The sequence below is a fragment of the Streptomyces globosus genome (assembly GCF_003325375.1).
Lineage (GTDB): Bacteria > Actinomycetota > Actinomycetes > Streptomycetales > Streptomycetaceae > Streptomyces > Streptomyces globosus_A.
In genome coordinates this window covers 3,632,355-3,646,849 of the sequence record NZ_CP030862.1, presented here as the reverse complement: position 1 = coordinate 3,646,849, position 14,495 = coordinate 3,632,355, and the positions used below count along the sequence as shown (strand labels likewise).

Annotated in this window: 13 protein-coding genes; 6 read left to right on the top strand and 7 right to left on the bottom strand. The window is 74.2% G+C overall.

What is annotated here, in order from left to right; all coding sequences use genetic code 11:
• Positions 1–65 precede the first annotated feature (65 nt).
• On the top strand, positions 66–749 hold the full coding sequence (locus C0216_RS15860; RefSeq protein WP_114055918.1) for a hypothetical protein: 684 nt from the start codon (positions 66–68) through the stop codon (positions 747–749).
• 13 nt (positions 750–762) lie between these two features.
• On the opposite strand, the gene C0216_RS15855 is transcribed toward C0216_RS15860, so the two are convergent.
• Positions 763–1,584 (bottom strand): NAD(P)H-binding protein, encoded by an 822-nt coding sequence (locus C0216_RS15855; RefSeq protein WP_114055917.1) that lies wholly within the window; start codon positions 1,582–1,584, stop codon positions 763–765.
• A gap of 450 nt (positions 1,585–2,034) precedes the next feature.
• On the bottom strand, positions 2,035–2,850 hold the full coding sequence (locus C0216_RS15850) for a serine protease (protein ID WP_216827088.1): 816 nt from the start codon (positions 2,848–2,850) through the stop codon (positions 2,035–2,037).
• Between the two features lie 304 nt (positions 2,851–3,154).
• Between C0216_RS15850 and C0216_RS15845 the strand changes: the two genes are divergently transcribed.
• On the top strand, positions 3,155–4,570 hold the full coding sequence (locus C0216_RS15845) for an alpha/beta hydrolase family protein (protein ID WP_114055915.1): 1,416 nt from the start codon (positions 3,155–3,157) through the stop codon (positions 4,568–4,570).
• A 15-nt stretch (positions 4,571–4,585) separates the two neighbouring features.
• Here C0216_RS15845 and C0216_RS15840 read toward each other — a convergent pair whose 3' ends face one another.
• Both C0216_RS15840 and C0216_RS15835 read right to left on the bottom strand, forming a co-directional pair.
• Positions 4,586–6,214, bottom strand: a complete 1,629-nt coding sequence (locus tag C0216_RS15840) for an alpha/beta hydrolase (protein ID WP_114055914.1) — start codon at positions 6,212–6,214, stop codon at positions 4,586–4,588.
• Between the two features lie 12 nt (positions 6,215–6,226).
• Entirely contained in the window at positions 6,227–7,774 is a 1,548-nt protein-coding gene (locus C0216_RS15835; protein WP_114055913.1) for an alpha/beta fold hydrolase, read from the bottom strand.
• A 330-nt stretch (positions 7,775–8,104) separates the two neighbouring features.
• Between C0216_RS15835 and C0216_RS15830 the strand changes: the two genes are divergently transcribed.
• Positions 8,105–8,488, top strand: coding sequence for a VOC family protein (locus C0216_RS15830; protein WP_114055912.1), 384 nt, complete (start codon positions 8,105–8,107; stop codon positions 8,486–8,488).
• A 50-nt stretch (positions 8,489–8,538) separates the two neighbouring features.
• Here C0216_RS15830 and C0216_RS15825 read toward each other — a convergent pair whose 3' ends face one another.
• Positions 8,539–9,498 carry a DMT family transporter gene (locus tag C0216_RS15825; RefSeq protein ID WP_114058696.1) on the bottom strand — a complete coding sequence of 320 codons (960 nt, stop codon included), beginning with the start codon at positions 9,496–9,498 and terminating at the stop codon, positions 8,539–8,541.
• An 80-nt stretch (positions 9,499–9,578) separates the two neighbouring features.
• Between C0216_RS15825 and C0216_RS15820 the strand changes: the two genes are divergently transcribed.
• On the top strand, positions 9,579–10,565 hold the full coding sequence (locus tag C0216_RS15820) for a LysR family transcriptional regulator (RefSeq protein WP_114055911.1): 987 nt from the start codon (positions 9,579–9,581) through the stop codon (positions 10,563–10,565).
• A gap of 36 nt (positions 10,566–10,601) precedes the next feature.
• On the opposite strand, the gene C0216_RS15815 is transcribed toward C0216_RS15820, so the two are convergent.
• Positions 10,602–10,952, bottom strand: coding sequence for a hypothetical protein (locus tag C0216_RS15815; RefSeq protein ID WP_114055910.1), 351 nt, complete (start codon positions 10,950–10,952; stop codon positions 10,602–10,604).
• Positions 10,953–11,144: 192 nt separating this feature from the next.
• Between C0216_RS15815 and C0216_RS15810 the strand changes: the two genes are divergently transcribed.
• Both C0216_RS15810 and C0216_RS15805 read left to right on the top strand, forming a co-directional pair.
• Positions 11,145–11,723 carry a helix-turn-helix transcriptional regulator gene (locus tag C0216_RS15810; RefSeq protein ID WP_114055909.1) on the top strand — a complete coding sequence of 193 codons (579 nt, stop codon included), beginning with the start codon at positions 11,145–11,147 and terminating at the stop codon, positions 11,721–11,723.
• Positions 11,724–11,832: 109 nt separating this feature from the next.
• The gene (locus C0216_RS15805) at positions 11,833–12,684 is read left to right on the top strand and encodes a class I SAM-dependent methyltransferase (RefSeq protein WP_114055908.1); all 852 of its coding nucleotides are present in this window, start codon (positions 11,833–11,835) and stop codon (positions 12,682–12,684) included.
• Positions 12,685–12,763: 79 nt separating this feature from the next.
• Here C0216_RS15805 and C0216_RS15800 read toward each other — a convergent pair whose 3' ends face one another.
• Positions 12,764–14,305, bottom strand: coding sequence for a fused MFS/spermidine synthase (locus C0216_RS15800; RefSeq protein ID WP_114055907.1), 1,542 nt, complete (start codon positions 14,303–14,305; stop codon positions 12,764–12,766).
• Positions 14,306–14,495 lie beyond the last annotated feature (190 nt).

Below are 14,495 nucleotides of genomic sequence, written 5' to 3'. Positions count from 1 at the left end.
CGCCCGCCCTGCGCCTGGTCGCCGGGCTGCTCGGCGCGGCGGCGTTCGGGACGGGCGTCCTCGCCGTGTTCGTGACGGAGAACGGCACCGGCACGGCCGTCCTGCTCGTCTTCGGCGGAGTCCTGCTGCTCCTCGCCCTGTTCGGCAGCCGCCTCGAAGGCCTGGAGGTCGGCGGAGTCAGCCTCCGGCTCCGCGCGGCCGCCGCGGACAGGCTGGCGCTGGCCGAGGAGTCCGAGCGGCAGGGCGACGTCGCCTCGGCGCGGCGGCTCCGCGCCGAGGCGCAGGTCCTGCTGGACAGCGCAGCTCCCGCTGCCGCCGACCGCACGCCGGTACGCAGGACCGCGCACCGCGGTGTGCCCCGCACCTGGGCCACGGAGGAGGCCGCTTCCCGGGACCGCCGCTCCGCGGAGGAGCGCGAGCACGAACCGGCCGACGTCCTGAGCCGGTTCCGGGAGGGGACCGCCGAGGAGCGCATCACCGCGCTCGCCGCGATGCAGGCCGACCGCGCCCTGCGCGACGTCGACGCCGCGGTCACCGCCGTCGAGGACCCGCGCAGCCCACTGGAGCAGCACCAGGCGCTGCTGCTCGCCGCCCACATGGCCGACGACCTCGATGAGGCGCAGGCCAGGCGCCTCGCCGACGCCGTCAGGGCGCAGCGGGACCGCCGGTTCCGGCGCGACTCGGACCTGTGGCGGCTCGCCGAGGCGATCCTCCGCCGCCTGGAGGCCGGCCGGCCGCAGGACGGGTGACGAGCCGCCCCGGTCAGGGGCGGAAGGCGGCGGCGTGCGCGGAGGCCCACCGGGCGAACGTGCGGGGCGGGCGGCCCAGCACCTCCTCGACCGCCGTCGTCACCTCGGCCACCGTGTCGGGGACGGTGGCCCACATGTGCAGCACGAATGCGATGCCCTCCTCGGGCCAGCCCTCCGCCCTCCACTGCCGGCGCGCCTGCTCGTCGGTCAGCCCGGTGAAGCGGAGAGCCCGGTTGGTGGCCGCCGCGATGGCGGACACCTTGTCGGCCGGGGTGAGCGCTTCGGGCCCGGAAACGGTGAACCGCCGGCCCGCGTGGCCCCCGCGCGTGAGCACGGCGGCGATGACGTCGGCGACGTCCGCCTCGTCCACGGAGGCGGTCCTGCGGCCCGCGTACGGCTCGCGTACCTCGGCCGCTGTGCGGATGGCCCCGGCCCAGCCGAGCGTGTTGGCCATGAAGTCGATCGGCCAGACGAACGTCCACTCCAGGCCGCTCGCCCGCACGGTCCCTTCCCACGGCCCGTCCTCGCCTGCGGACAGCACGGTGAGCCGCTCCACTCCGGCCTCGGCCGCCATGGCCACGACCTGCGGGCCCGTCTCCAGCGGGGTGTGGTCGTGTCCGGTCGCGCCGAGCAGGTGCACGGCGCGCACCCCGTCGAACGCGCCCGCCAGGGTCTGCGGCCGGGTGAGGTCGCCGCCCACCACCTCGACGCCGTCGGGCAGACCCGCCGCGGCCGGCGTACGCGTGAGCGCGCGGACCCTCTCGCCGCCCTGCCGCAACCTCTCGACCACCAGGCGCCCCAGAGTCCCTGTCGCACCGGTCACCAGAATCGTCACGTCGCCCTCCTCGGCCGCCGTCTCACCTCTGCGGACGACACTAAGCGGGATCTAGGCCAACTCCTGTCCGCAATGGGCAACGTCCGCGCTGATTACCAGCAGCGCGGTGCCGCGGCGCCGGCGGACGGACGCAGCGGTACGGAAGCCGCCCCGTGCAGGGCCGCGCGCACCGACTCCGCCATCGGCGGCGGGGCCCGGCCCCCGGGAGCCCCGTATACCGGGACGAGCCGGCCGGCCGGCCGGCCGCAGCAGCCGGGCCGGCACGGACGACTCCCGCGCGGCCGGGCCGTCCAGCAGAGGTCGACGTTGCACGCGAGCAGAGGTCGACGTTGCACGCGAGCGCCTTGTCGAAGTCCGCCGAGGCCCGCCGGAGGGAAGACCGGCGGGCGACGTCCGCCCCGTCTGCCGCCGCCGGTGAGGCCCCCGGCTGCCGACCGGCGGAGCGCAAGGTCAGGCATCGCGCCGGACGGTCTTCCGGATCCAGTCCCGGTAGACGGGTACGCCGGCGTAGAGGCCGGGCCCGTCCGAACAGGCGACCCCCGGGGCACCGGGACCCGAGGTCACGCCGACCAGCTCCCACCGCCCGTGCCTGCCCCGCTGGAGCTGCGGTCCGCCGGAGTCGCCGAAGCACGCCATCGCCTCGGGCACCCTGCTGATGGTGCACAGCCGCGTCCGGTCCGCGTAACCGGGGGCGCATTCCGCCTCGGCGCCGATGCGGGTGTCCAACTCCTGCAGTCGCTCCGCGAACCGCAGCTCCGTGTCCACGGTGGTCCCGAAGCCCAGGATCCGGGTCGGGGTACCGGGGCGGCCGGCCCCCTCCGCGAGGCGGACCGGCTTCCCGGCCACCGGGCGGTCGAGGCGGACCAGCGCGATGTCGTGCTTGTTGAAGGCCTTGCCCTCACCGTTGGCGTAGCCGGGGTGGACCACGATCCGGTCGATGGCCCGTACGGTCCCGCCGGACTTGCGGTGCCTGCTGCCGATCCGGACGGTGCCCTCCAGCTCCAGCCCGTCACCCTGCACGCAGTGGGCCGCCGTCAGCACCCACCGCGGATCGATCAGCGACGCCCCGCAGTTCCCGTCGTGCAGGCCGTACTTCGGAGCCGACTCCGGAATCGTCGCCATGAACGGGTAGTGTTCGCCGGCGTCGGATCCGTTGACGATGGCCCCGGCGCTGCCGGCCAGCAAGGTGGCGCATGCGGCGGCGACGAGCGTTCCGACGACCGTGGTGCGCGCCACGCGGCGGCGCACCGAATGCAGAGAGAGCACAGAGACTTCCTTCACTCGGGGTTCGGGCGTGCTCCAGCCTGCCCGTTCAAGATCAGCCGGACCATGGGGGCAGCACGCCCCCCGGCGTAGGGGCAACCCCCGCAGGCGGGTGGCCGCGGCGCCCTGCTGCCGCCGGTCGGCCCAGTGCGACCGCCCCGGCTCCGAGGCTGCGGCCGACCGGTGTGCCGCACGCCGGCGACCTGGCGATACGCACGCCGTCCGCAGCAGACTCCGGCGCCGCGGGCCCGCCTGCGGGCGGCCGAGCGGATGCCGCGGCGCGGGACCGCCGCTAGGTTCCGACGGCATGAAGCACACACCGGGCGAGCGTCCCACCGACCCCACCCGCCGCGCCCTGCTCACCGCGACTGCCGGCGTCGGCGCAGCGCTCATGGCGGGCTGTGCCCGCGGGGCCGCTCCCGGCGCACCGGCACCCACCCCCACCGCTGCCGGCTCCGCCTCGCCGACCGCCGGCGCGGGCGGGATCACCCCGGGCGCGATGACGCTGTTCCAGGATCCCGCGTACAACTTCAGCGCACTCCTGGCACTGGGCGCCTCCGGTGCCGGCGCCGCCGAGGTCGGCGAGGTCCTGACCGCCGTCAACACCGTCAACGCTGCCGGACTGTCCCCCCAGACGTACGTGGAGACGTTCCGCAAGCTCGGCGACCGGCTCCTGCGGCCGCCGCCCGGCGCCCCCGCCGACGACCAGACCAAGCGGTTCCGCGCCCTGCGCGCCGCCCAGTACTACGGGCAGGCACTGTTCTTCGTCCTCGGCTCCGACGCCCCGGGCAGCGAGGAGCAGCTGTACCGGTCGGGGCGCAAGGCCTGGGACGCCTTCTGCGACCTGTGCGAGCCCGCCCCGGTCAAGGCGCAGGTCCCGTACGGGACGACACCGCTGCCGGTGTGGTTCTTCCGCCCCGACACGTCCGGCGCCCGGCGCCCCACCGTGATCCTGACCAACGGCAGCGACGGCCAGAACGTCGACATGTGGACGTACGGGGTCCCCGCCGCCCTCGAACGCGGCTGGAACGCCCTCGTCTATGACGGGCCGGGGCAGGGCCGGCTGCTGTTCGTCGACAGGATCGTCTTCACGCCCACCTGGGAGAAGGTCGTCACCCCGCTCGTCGACTGGCTGACGGCCCGCTCCGACGTGGACCCGGACCGGATCGCGTTGACGGGCCTCAGCATGGCGGGCGACCTCGCGCCCCGCGCCGCCGCGTTCGAAAGCCGGATCGCCGCCCTGGTGGCAATGCCGGGCTGCGTCGACCCCTGGCTGGGCTTCCCTCCCGAGATCCGCCGGATCCTCACACCCGACAAGCAGCAGACGAACGACATCTGGAACAACGAGGTCGTTCCGGAGCTGCCCCCGGCGGCCGCCGCGACGATGAAGAAGCGCTTCGAGCCGTTCTCCATCCCCGCGATGCTCGAAGCCCGCCAGGGCCGGCTGTTCACCGACTTCTACACCCCGGCGACCCGCATCCAGGCCCTGAAGATCACGGACGTCGTCCCCCTCATCAAGGCCCCGACCCTCGTCCTCGACTACGAGGGCGAGCAGTTCTACCCCGGCCAGCCGCGCGAGATGTACAACGCGCTCACCTCGCCCAAGGACTACGTCCGGTTGACGGCGCAGGAGGGCGCGCAACTGCACTGCTCTCCCATGGCGCCGCAGCTGCACTGCGAGGTCGTCTTCGACTGGCTGCAGCAGACCCTGCAGGGCAGCTGACGCCGCCGGGGCCGGCTATCCGGTGGAACCGGGCTCCCCGATCTCGAACCGGGGCGCCTCCAAGCCCTTCAGGCACGCCGTGTCCGGCGCGTCCGGCGTGTCGAAGAAGGAGACGGCGATCTGCTGCGCGCACTTCGAGGTGGCGAACACCACGTGCGGCTCGTATGGGACGGTGACGATCGTGGCGTTGGGCAGCGTCCGCGCGACGTACGGCCCGTTGTCCGCGCCGGTCTGGGCGTCGAAGCTGCCGGACAGGGCGAGCGTCGGTATGTCGCTGCGGGTGGCGTCCCGGATCGAGGGGTCGGCCGGGGGCACATCCCACACGTCGCAGTCCGACCGGAGGAAGGCCAGCTGAGGCGCCTGTTCCAGCACCGGGCGGGGGTAGGTCGGGAAAGCCTTCCGGCCGCCCTCCAGGGCCTCCTCCTCCGTCTCGTACGGCGTCCACTCGCTGCAGAACACGCCGTAGACGAGGCCGTGCGCGACCCGGCCCACGGCCGCCGGGCTGAGCTTGCCGCCCGCGTACTGCGCGGCGATCCGCTGCGGCTTGCCGTGCGCCAACTCGTCGATGGCGAGGGGGACCTGGGGTGCGATGTGGGTGGCGGAGGTCATCCAGTTGACCAGCGTTCCACCGTCCAGCACGACCTTCACCGGCTTGTCGCTGCCCGGCAGCGTGACGGTCGTCGTGACCGGATTCGCTTCGAGGTCGCGGACGAGCCTGTCGAAGGTGGCCGACAGGTTCGGGTAGCGCTTGTTGCACGCCGGCTGGTCCGCGCACGCCTTGAACACGCCGTCGAAGCCCTGCCGGGCGCTGCTCCAGGTCGCCGCGGAACCCGCAATGGACGGCGGCAGGATCCCGTCGAGGGCGACGGAGCGCAGCCCGCCGGGGTGCAGCCGCATGTAGACCAGCGCGAGGTGCGTGCCGTAGGAGATGCCGTACAGGTTCCACTGCTTGAGGCCGAGCGCCGCCCGCAGGTCCTCGTAGTCGGCGGCGCTCTCGGTGTCGTTGTAGGCGGCGAGGTCGGTGCCCTGGGCCGCCAGCCGGTCGCGGCAGGCCTTGGTGGCCTCGACGTGCAGGCGTTCGGTGGACGGTGCGCCGGAGACGAGGCCGACGGCTCGCGCGTTGAACTCGTCGATGTTGGGGCACAGCACGTTCGGCTCGGCCGAGTACGTGCCGCGCTGGGACATGAGGACCACGTCCCGGTCGCGGTTCAGGCCGCCGCCGATCGCCATCTCCGCCTCGCCGACCGCGTCGTCCCCGGGGCCGCCGGCGAGCCACACGATGGGGTCGGGCTTCGGCGCGGCCGACAGCGCGGGCACGATCGCGACACCGAGCTTGATCTTCTTGCCGTCCGGCTCGGAGCGGTTCTCGGGGACGGTGAGGGTTCCGCAGCGGGCCCCTTCGAGCTCCTCGATCGGCTCCGGAGTCTTCGGGCAGGCGCCCGGGGTGTAGCTCGCATCGCCGACGGTGCGGGCGGCCGTGCCGAGCGGCGCGCCGGGGGTCGCACTGGCGTCGGTGCCGGACCGCGCCTGCGCCGCGGGCGCGGCGAGCAGGCTGCCGGTGACGAGCAGGCCGGCCGCCATGCCCGCGGACGCGGCCTGCAGCCGCCGTACGGTACGCCTGCGGGGCGTGCGGTGGAGAGTCATCTGCGCTCCCGGTCATTTCGGGATGATCGTGAACGGGGCCGGCTTGAGACCGTCCACGCACGACGTGTCGGGGGCGGTCGGGCGGGCGAAGAACGACGCGAGCACCTGCTGCGCGCACGGAGACTGCGGAACCACCCAGTGGCCGATGCCGGGGACCACCACGGACGTCGAGCGGGACAGGTTCGCGGCGACGCCCTTCGCCCAGCTCGCGCCCGTCTTCACGTCGAACGTGCCGGAGACGACGAGGGCCGGCACCGCGCCGGCCGTGGGCACGCGCTGGATCTCCGCACGGTCCGCGACATCCCAGACCCCGCACACCGGGTACTGGAAGGGCAGCTGCGGCGCCTGCGCCAGCACCGAGTCCGGCCAGTCCGGGTACTCCTTGCGGCCCGCCGCCAGCACGTCTGCCTCCGTGTACCCGGGGGCCCACTCGGCGCACGCGATCGAGTTCGTCAGGCCGTGGGCGAACAGGCCCTCCTTCTGGACCGACCCGGCCGCCCGCGCCTGCGCGAAGCGCTCCGGGTTCCCGCGGCTCAGCTCGTCCAGCGCCGCCGGCAGGTCGTGCGGGCGCGGGGTGAACGCGACGATCAGGTTCAGCAGCGCGCCGCCGTCGAGCACGGTCCTCACCGGCTTCCCGCCGCCCTCCGGCGTGACGTCGAGGGTCAGCGGCTGCGCCTCCAGCTTGCGGATCTGCTCGGTCAGCATGCCGGGCAGGTCGGGGTAGCGCTCCTTGCAGGCGGGCTGCGCCGCGCACGCCGCGAAGATGTTGCGGATGCCCTCCGCGGTGCTGCTCCAGGTCCACGGGAGGGTGACCTCCTGGGAGGGGGCGACCGAGTCGATCGCCACCGAGCGGATCCCCTCGGGGTGCAGGCGCAGGTACGTGAGGGCCAGGTTGGTGCCGTACGAGTACCCGTACACGTTCCATTGCGGGATGCCCAGCGCCGTGCGCAGATCGGCGAAGTCGGCGGCGTTCTCGGTGGTGTTGTAGGCGTCGAGGTCGACGCCGTCGGCGACGAGCCGGGCCCGGCAGTCCGTCACGGCCTCCAGCATGAGCTGCTTGGCCTGCGGGGAGTCATAGCCGAGGCCGACGGCCTTCTCGTTGAACCGGTCGACCTCGGGGCAGGCCAGGTTCGGCTGGTCGTACAGGTTGCCGCGCTGGCCCATGACGATGAGTTCGCGGTCCTTGTTCAGCCCGGAGTCGACGAGGAACGGGATGTCGTCGAAGGCGTCGGCGCCGGGGCCGCCCGCCATGAACACCACAGGGTCTGCCGCGGGCTTCTCCGCGGCGGCGGGGATCCTCGCCACCGCCAGCCTGATGGTCCGGCCGTCGGGCCGGGACCGGTTCTCGGGCACCTCCAGGAAGCCGCACTCGGCGCCCGCCGGCGCTTCGACGGGCTCGGCCGGCTCGGGGCAGGCGCTCGGTACGAACCGGGGGCCCGCGGGGCCCGAGGGGCTCGGCGTGGCGGCCGGTGAGGCGGCGCTGCCCGGTGCGGGGCCGAAGGCCGCAAGGCAGGCAAGAGCGGCCGCGGCCGTCCCCGCACGGAGTGAGTGCCTGGACATGCGATCCCGTTCCTTCGCCGACTTCGGCGGCTGCCGCCGGCGCGGGCCAACCGCTGTGTACGCGGCGGAACGCGCGTCCTTCGACGCTATCGCGGGGCGCTGGGGGGTGCACCCGGAGCGGGCGGCCCCCGGTCACCGCGTCGGCACGCCGACGGGGCGCGCAGCGCGTCCGTACGCGGCTCCCCGTGGCGGGAGGCCGCAGCGGCGGCCCCGGGGCAGGGGAGGGGCTTGCCTCAAGTGATCTCCGTACCGTAGAGGTGGTGGTCCGCCGGCAGGCGCCGGACGCCCGACAGGCGGCGTCCGGCACGGACACCAGGAAGGCCCACCGACATGGTCTCGGTTGTGCAGAACGTGGCGATCGACTGCTCGGACGCCTACGAACTCGCCTGCTTCTGGAGCAGGGTGACGGGCCGTCCGGTCGATCCGGAGGGCAGGCCGGGCGACCCGGAGGTCCAGGTGCTGCTGGAGGAGGGGCCGCTGCTGCACTTCAACCAGGTGCCCGAGCCCAAGGCGGTCAAGAACCGGATCCACCTGTGCCTGCGCCCGGACACCACGCGCGAACAGGAGGTGGAGCGCCTCCTGGGCCTCGGCGCGACCCTCGTCGCCGACCGCCGCAGTTCCGACGGCACCGGCTGGGCGGTCCTCGCCGACCCCGAGGGGAACGAGTTCTGCGTCCTCCGCAGCGCATCCGACCGGGCCGCCAGGCCGTCCTGACGCCCGAGCCCGCGCGCCCGGGGCCGCGGAGCCGCCCGGCCTGCGGCCGGTCACCCGGCAGGGCGTGCGGGCTCCGCCATCCTGGCCGGCCCTCGGCGGTCGTCCTCGCCGGACACGCCCCGTGCCGCGGCGGCGGTGCCGGTGCGGTGTGCGCGTTCGACGGCCTGGCCCCAGTAGGTTCCGGCGACCATGAGTACGGCGCCGAGGCCGGCCCACACGGTGAGCCGTTCACCGCCGACGCCGATCCCCACGGCGACGGCCCAGATCGGCTCGGTGCCCAGGAGCAGGCTCGCCCGGCTCGCGGACGTGCCCTGCACCGCCCATGTCTGGGCGAGGAACGCGAAGACACTGCAGAACAGCGCCAGGTAGACGAGCTGCATCCACGTCGCGCCACTGCTGCGGAACAGCTCGGGCAGATGGCCCAGGGCAAGCGGCAGGAAGAGCGCCGAGCCGACGACGGTCTGGACGGCCGTCAGATGCAGCGGATCCACGGGCCGGCCGGCGGTGAGCCGTCCGACGAGCGCGACGTGCCCGGCCCGGACGACCGCGGCGGCGAGCATCAGCCCGTCCCCGAGCCGTGGGGCCTGGAAGCCGTTGCCGGCGGTGAGCAGCCCGACGGCCGCGACGCAGCATGCGGCGGCGAGGAGGAAACGCGCCGGAAGCCGGCCGCCGGTGCGGTCCAGCAGCGGTGTCAGCACGATGGTCAGGCTGATGATCAGCCCGGCGTTCGCGGCGCTGGTGTGCGCCACCCCGTACGTCTCCAGCACCAGCACGGCGGCCTGCGTCACACCGAGCAGCGACCCGGCGCGCACCTCCGCGCGCGTCCAGCGCCGCTTGCGGCGCCGGAGCGCCACCAGTGCCCCGCAGGCCGCCGCGGAGAGGGCGTACCGGGCGAAGAGCACCGCCAGGACCGGCAGGGCGAGGGTGGCCGTCTTGGCGGCGAGGTAGCTGGAGCCCCAGACGAGCGCGACCAGCAGGAGAACCGCATCCGTGCGGCGGGCGACATGCATGCGTCCACCGTGCCCCACCAGCACGTTGAAGACCACGACCAAGATCTAAACCAACCATGTAGCAGCGCTACACTGTCTCCGTGGACGAACGCCAGCTGCGCATCCTGCGCGAACTCGGGGACCTCGGCAGCGTCAGCGCGGTCGCCGAGGCGCTGCACGTCACGCCGTCAGCGATCTCCCAGCAGCTGCGGCTGCTGCAGCGCTCCCTCCCCGTCCCGCTCACCGAACGCGCCGGCCGCCGCCTGGTCCTGACCGACGCCGGCCAGGCCCTGGCCGCGGCGGCCATCCACGTCGAGACCGCCCTGGCCCAGGCGCGGCACGCGGTCACCGACTTCGCCGAGCAGGCCGACGGCGGCGTATCGGTGGCCGCCTTCCACAGCGCGGCCTCGTCCTTCTTCCCGCCCCTGCTGCGCAGCCTCGCCGGCTCCGGCAGCCCCCGCCTGGCCCTCGCGGACGAGGACGTCGCCCAGGACGACTTCCCCGCCCTCACCCGGCGCTACGACCTCGTCCTCGCCCACCGCCTCGACCACGGCCCGCCGTGGCCGCGCACCGTGACCTCCACGACGCTCCTGCGCGAACCCCTGGACGTCGCGCTCCCGGCGGGCCATGCCCTGGCCTCGCGCGCCACGCTCACGCCGCACGAGGTGGCGGACCAGCCGTGGATCACCGTCCACGACGGCTTCCCGCTGATGCAGACCATCAAGGCCATCGCCTGCGTCGCCAACCGCCGCTTGGACATCGTCCACCGGATCAACGAATTCGCCGTGGTCGCCGAGGTCGTCGCCGCGGGCGGCGGCCTCGCGCTGATGCCGCGCTGGACGGCCCGCCCGCACCCCGGTGTCGTCCTCAGACCGCTGAGCGCCATCCACACCCGGCGCGACATCGACGTCCTCCACCGCCCCGAGCGCACCGCCCGGAAGGCCGTCCGCACGGTCCTCGCCGCCCTGCAGGCCGAGGCGGCCCGCATCCAGGACCGGGACCACCCCGGCCGGCACGCCCGCCCCGACCCGGCGGGGAGCCCCCCGGCCGCGAACGAGGCCGGGAGGCTCCCTGGTGCACAGGACTGACGGGTGACCGACGGCCGCGCGGTGGGAAGCCGGCTCTCAGTCCCGCTCGTGGTCGGGGGCGGGACGGATCTTCACGGTCGTGGTGGTCGTGACGGTCTTCTTGACGACCTTGCCGTGATGGTTCTTGGTGATCTTGGTGACCGTCTTGACGGTGGTGACCTTGACCCGCCCGTCACTCAGGGTGCGCTTCGTGACCGTGATCTTGGTCTTCACGATCGTTTGGGTGCGGCCCTCGTGCGCCACGTGCTCCTGGATCGTCTGGACGGCCGGAGTCTGCGGCGCGGCGGGCGCGGCCGAGGCGGTGGAGGGGAGAAGCGCTCCGCCGGCGGCGAGAGCTCCGCAGGCACCGAGGAGGGCGAGACGCTGGGTGAGGTTGGTGCGGGTCATAAGAGTCTCCTGAAGGTGTGACACGGCCGGGTCCATCGCCCGGCCGATCCGTTTCGCCCCTTGCCGGGGCCGTGCCTCCATTGGGCCCCGTGGACGCCACCCGGGTCACGCCCCTCGATCTCGGGACTTGACACCCTGACCGCGACGGGGGGCGCGGCGCACCCGCTGCATCGCGGGCATACGCTGCTGCCTGTGACGCAAGAAGACGGACAGCTCGACAGCCTCGTACGCAAACGGATCCGCGCCCTGCGCGTCGCACAGGGCTGGTCCCTGGAGGAGCTGGCCGCCCGCGCCAACCTCAGCCAGTCCTCCCTCAGCCGCATCGAGAACGGCCGGCGCCGCCTCGCCCTGGACCAGCTCGTCACCCTCGCCCGCGCGCTGGACACCACCCTGGACCAGCTCGTGGAGAACGCCGCCGACGACGTCGTCATCAGCCCGATGGTCGACGGCGCCCGCGGCCTGATGCGCTGGCCCGTCAAGGGCGAACCCGGGATGACCGTGGTGCGCAGGCGCATGACCGGTCCGCCGCCCGACAACCCCGCAGGAATGCGCGCCCACCCCGGCCGCGAATGGCTGGTGGTGCTCTCCGGCACGGCCGTCCTCGTGCTCGGCCACCGGCGCTTCCGCGTCGAGACCAACCAGGCCGCCGAGTTCCCCACGATGATGCCGCACGCCCTCGGCGCCGAGGGCGGCCCGTGCGAGATCCTCGGCATCTTCGACCGCGACGCCCGCCGCGGCCACCGGAAGGACACCGACACCGGGGCCGGCTGACGCCCGTACCGCAGCCTTCTCGTTGCGCGGCGAGCAGCACCGGACCCCACTTGCTTGCGTATGAAGCAAGCATCCTTGCCGATCGCGCATCGGTCCGTACGGTGGCCGCATGACCGAAACACACCACCACCCCTCCCGCCACGGCCACGCCGACGACGCCGTCCAGGCCGAGATCCTCGACCTGGACGCCGAAGTGCTCGCCGAGCACACCGCCTCCCTCACCGCCTGGCTGCCGCTGAACGGCGCACCGCGCCAGATCGTGGACCTGGGCAGCGGCACCGGCGCGGGCACCTTCGCCCTTCTCGACCGCTTCCCCGACGCGCACGTCACCGCCGTCGACACCTCGGCCGGACACCTCCGCCTCCTGCGCGAGAAGGCGCGCGCCCGCGGTGTCGGCAGCCGCGTACGGACCGTCCAGGCCGACCTCGACACCGCCCCCTGGCCCGACCTCGGCACGCCGGACCTGGTGTGGGCCTCGGCCTCGATGCACCACATGGCCGACCCCGGCCGGGCCCTGCGCCACGTCCGCGAACTCCTTGCCCCCGACGGCCTGTTCGCCGTCGTCGAGCTCGCCGGCTTCCCCCGCTTCCTCCCCGCCCGCGCCCCGGAGAGCCGGCCCGGTCTCGAAGAGCGCGCCCACGCCGCGGCCGACCGCCTGCACGCCGAGCGCGTTCCGCACCGCGGCGCCGACTGGGGGCCGATGCTGACAGCCGCCGGCTTCACCGTCGACGCCGAGCGCACCATCACCGTCGAGATCCCCGGCGGGCGCAGCGAAGCGGTCGGCCGCTACGCCCTCGGCAGCCTCCAGCGCATCCGCAGCGTCGCCGCGGCCGCGCTCACCCCCGAGGACGTCACGGCCCTCGACGGACTCCTGGACACCAGTGGCCCGAACAGCCTGCTGCACCGCAAGGATTTGGCCGTACGCACGCAGCGCACGGTCTGGGCCGCCCGCCCCGCCTGACACGACCCCGCCCCGCCTGACACGACCCCGCCGCGCGGCCGGTGCCGCGGAAAGGCGTGCCGGGAGAGCGCCGCCCGCGTCAGCGGCTGCGCGGGGGGCTGTAGGGCTGGAGGAGCTGGTCGACGGGTGCGAAGTCGTCGGTCAGCGGCCGGGCGTCGCCGATCCATGAGGTGAGGCCGTCCCCGGTGGCGATCCTCCAGCCGGTCCCGCGGGCGTCCAGCGCCCGCTGGGTCGCGGGGACGTCGAGCGGCCGGTCGGAGGCGAGGGCGACGAGATTGCCGCCCGAGGGGGCGGCGGCGCGGTCGAGCCCGATGTCCTCGGGCTCGCCGACGACGGCCACATGCGCGAAAGTCCGGCCCAGGGTGGCGACTTCGGCACGTGCGAAGGCCATTTCTCCGTGGTCGATGAGATTGGCGACGTACATGCCGCCCCCGTTGAGCACGCGGCGTACGTCTGCCATCGCCTCCGCCGTCGTGAGGTGCCAGGGCACGCTGACACCCCCGAAGGCATCGCCGACGACGAGGTCGCGGCTGTCGGCGGCCAGGCGCCGCAGGCCGAGCCGGCCGTCCTCGACGCGCACGTCGATACCGGTGTCCGGCCCCAGTCCGAGGTGGTCGCGGTTGATGCGGACGACCCCGCCGTCGATCTCGGACACGACGCTGCGCGTTCCGGGGCGCGTGGCGGCGAGGTAGCGGGGGAGGGTGAGTCCTCCGCCGCCCAGGTGGTGGGCGGCGAGCGGCCGCCCCTCGGGGAACGCGGCGTCGACCACCGACGCGATGGCGCGCACGTAGGTGAACTCCAGGGCGGCCGGGTCGCCGACGTCGACGTAGGAGTGCCGCAAGCCGTCCAGGACGAGCGTGCGGCCGGTGGCCCGGGCCGGGTCCGCGACGATGCGCGCGCAGTGGTAGCGCGTCTCCTGGTCGCAGTCGCCGGGCGCCACCGTGACGCCGAGGCCGCCGGCGATCACCGCGAGTGCGAGCACAGGCGTGCTGCTCCACCCGCGCCTGCGCCACTCCACCAGCGCGGAGCCGGCCACCAGCAGCGTGCCGAGGCCGATCAGGATGCCGCTGACCGGCAGGCGCGACACGAGGACGAAGCCGGTGAGGACGGTGCCGACGATCGCGCCGAACGTGCCCACGCCCGACAGTCGGCCGACGACCGTGCCCGTCTCGGCCAGGCTCGTCAGACGCAGCTTGGTCACGATCGGCGTCACGGCCGACAGCAGTGCGCCGGGCACGAGGATGGTCAGCGAGGCGGTCAACAGCAGTGCGGCAGGCGCCCGTTCCGCGGTGGTGCGCAGCAGGGCGGGGGTGAGCGCCACGACCGCCCCCGACACCCCGAGCGCCGGCCCGACGAGCCGCCGGGGGTCGACGCGGTCGGCGAGGCGCCCGCCCAGCCAGGAGCCGGCGGCGATCGCCGTGAGGGCGATGCCGATCACCAGGGTGCTGGTCTCCAGGGTGAGGCCGAGGTACGGGGCCAGCAGCCGCAGTGCGACGATCTCGACCACCAGGACGGCAGCCGAGGACCCGAACACGAGCACGAACGCCGCGCCGGGGCCGAGGCCGCCGCGGGGCGGAGTGCCTGTGCCCTCGGTGACGGGTGAGGACGGCGAACTGGTCACGGGCGCCATCCTTGCACGCAACGCCCTCGCGGACGGCGATCCCGCGCAACAGCCGGCCACATCCCACCGCAACCGCCGCCAGTGTGCCCGCTCCTGACCACCTTGCAGCCGAACCCGACCGTTCCGGCCCCGCCCGGGGCGGCCCGGTCCTGGTGACCCACCACACACCCCCCTGCCTGGACTCCCGGCG

Coding starts and splice junctions, on each gene's coding strand:
- C0216_RS15845 (WP_114055915.1), top strand. CDS start 3,155: ATGAAGCACACACCGGGCGAGCGTCCCACCGACCCCACCCGCCGCGCC.
- C0216_RS15840 (WP_114055914.1), bottom strand. CDS start 6,214: ATGACTCTCCACCGCACGCCCCGCAGGCGTACCGTACGGCGGCTGCAG.
- C0216_RS15835 (WP_114055913.1), bottom strand. CDS start 7,774: ATGTCCAGGCACTCACTCCGTGCGGGGACGGCCGCGGCCGCTCTTGCC.
- C0216_RS15830 (WP_114055912.1), top strand. CDS start 8,105: ATGGTCTCGGTTGTGCAGAACGTGGCGATCGACTGCTCGGACGCCTAC.
- C0216_RS15825 (WP_114058696.1), bottom strand. CDS start 9,498: ATGCATGTCGCCCGCCGCACGGATGCGGTTCTCCTGCTGGTCGCGCTC.
- C0216_RS15815 (WP_114055910.1), bottom strand. CDS start 10,952: ATGACCCGCACCAACCTCACCCAGCGTCTCGCCCTCCTCGGTGCCTGC.
- C0216_RS15805 (WP_114055908.1), top strand. CDS start 11,833: ATGACCGAAACACACCACCACCCCTCCCGCCACGGCCACGCCGACGAC.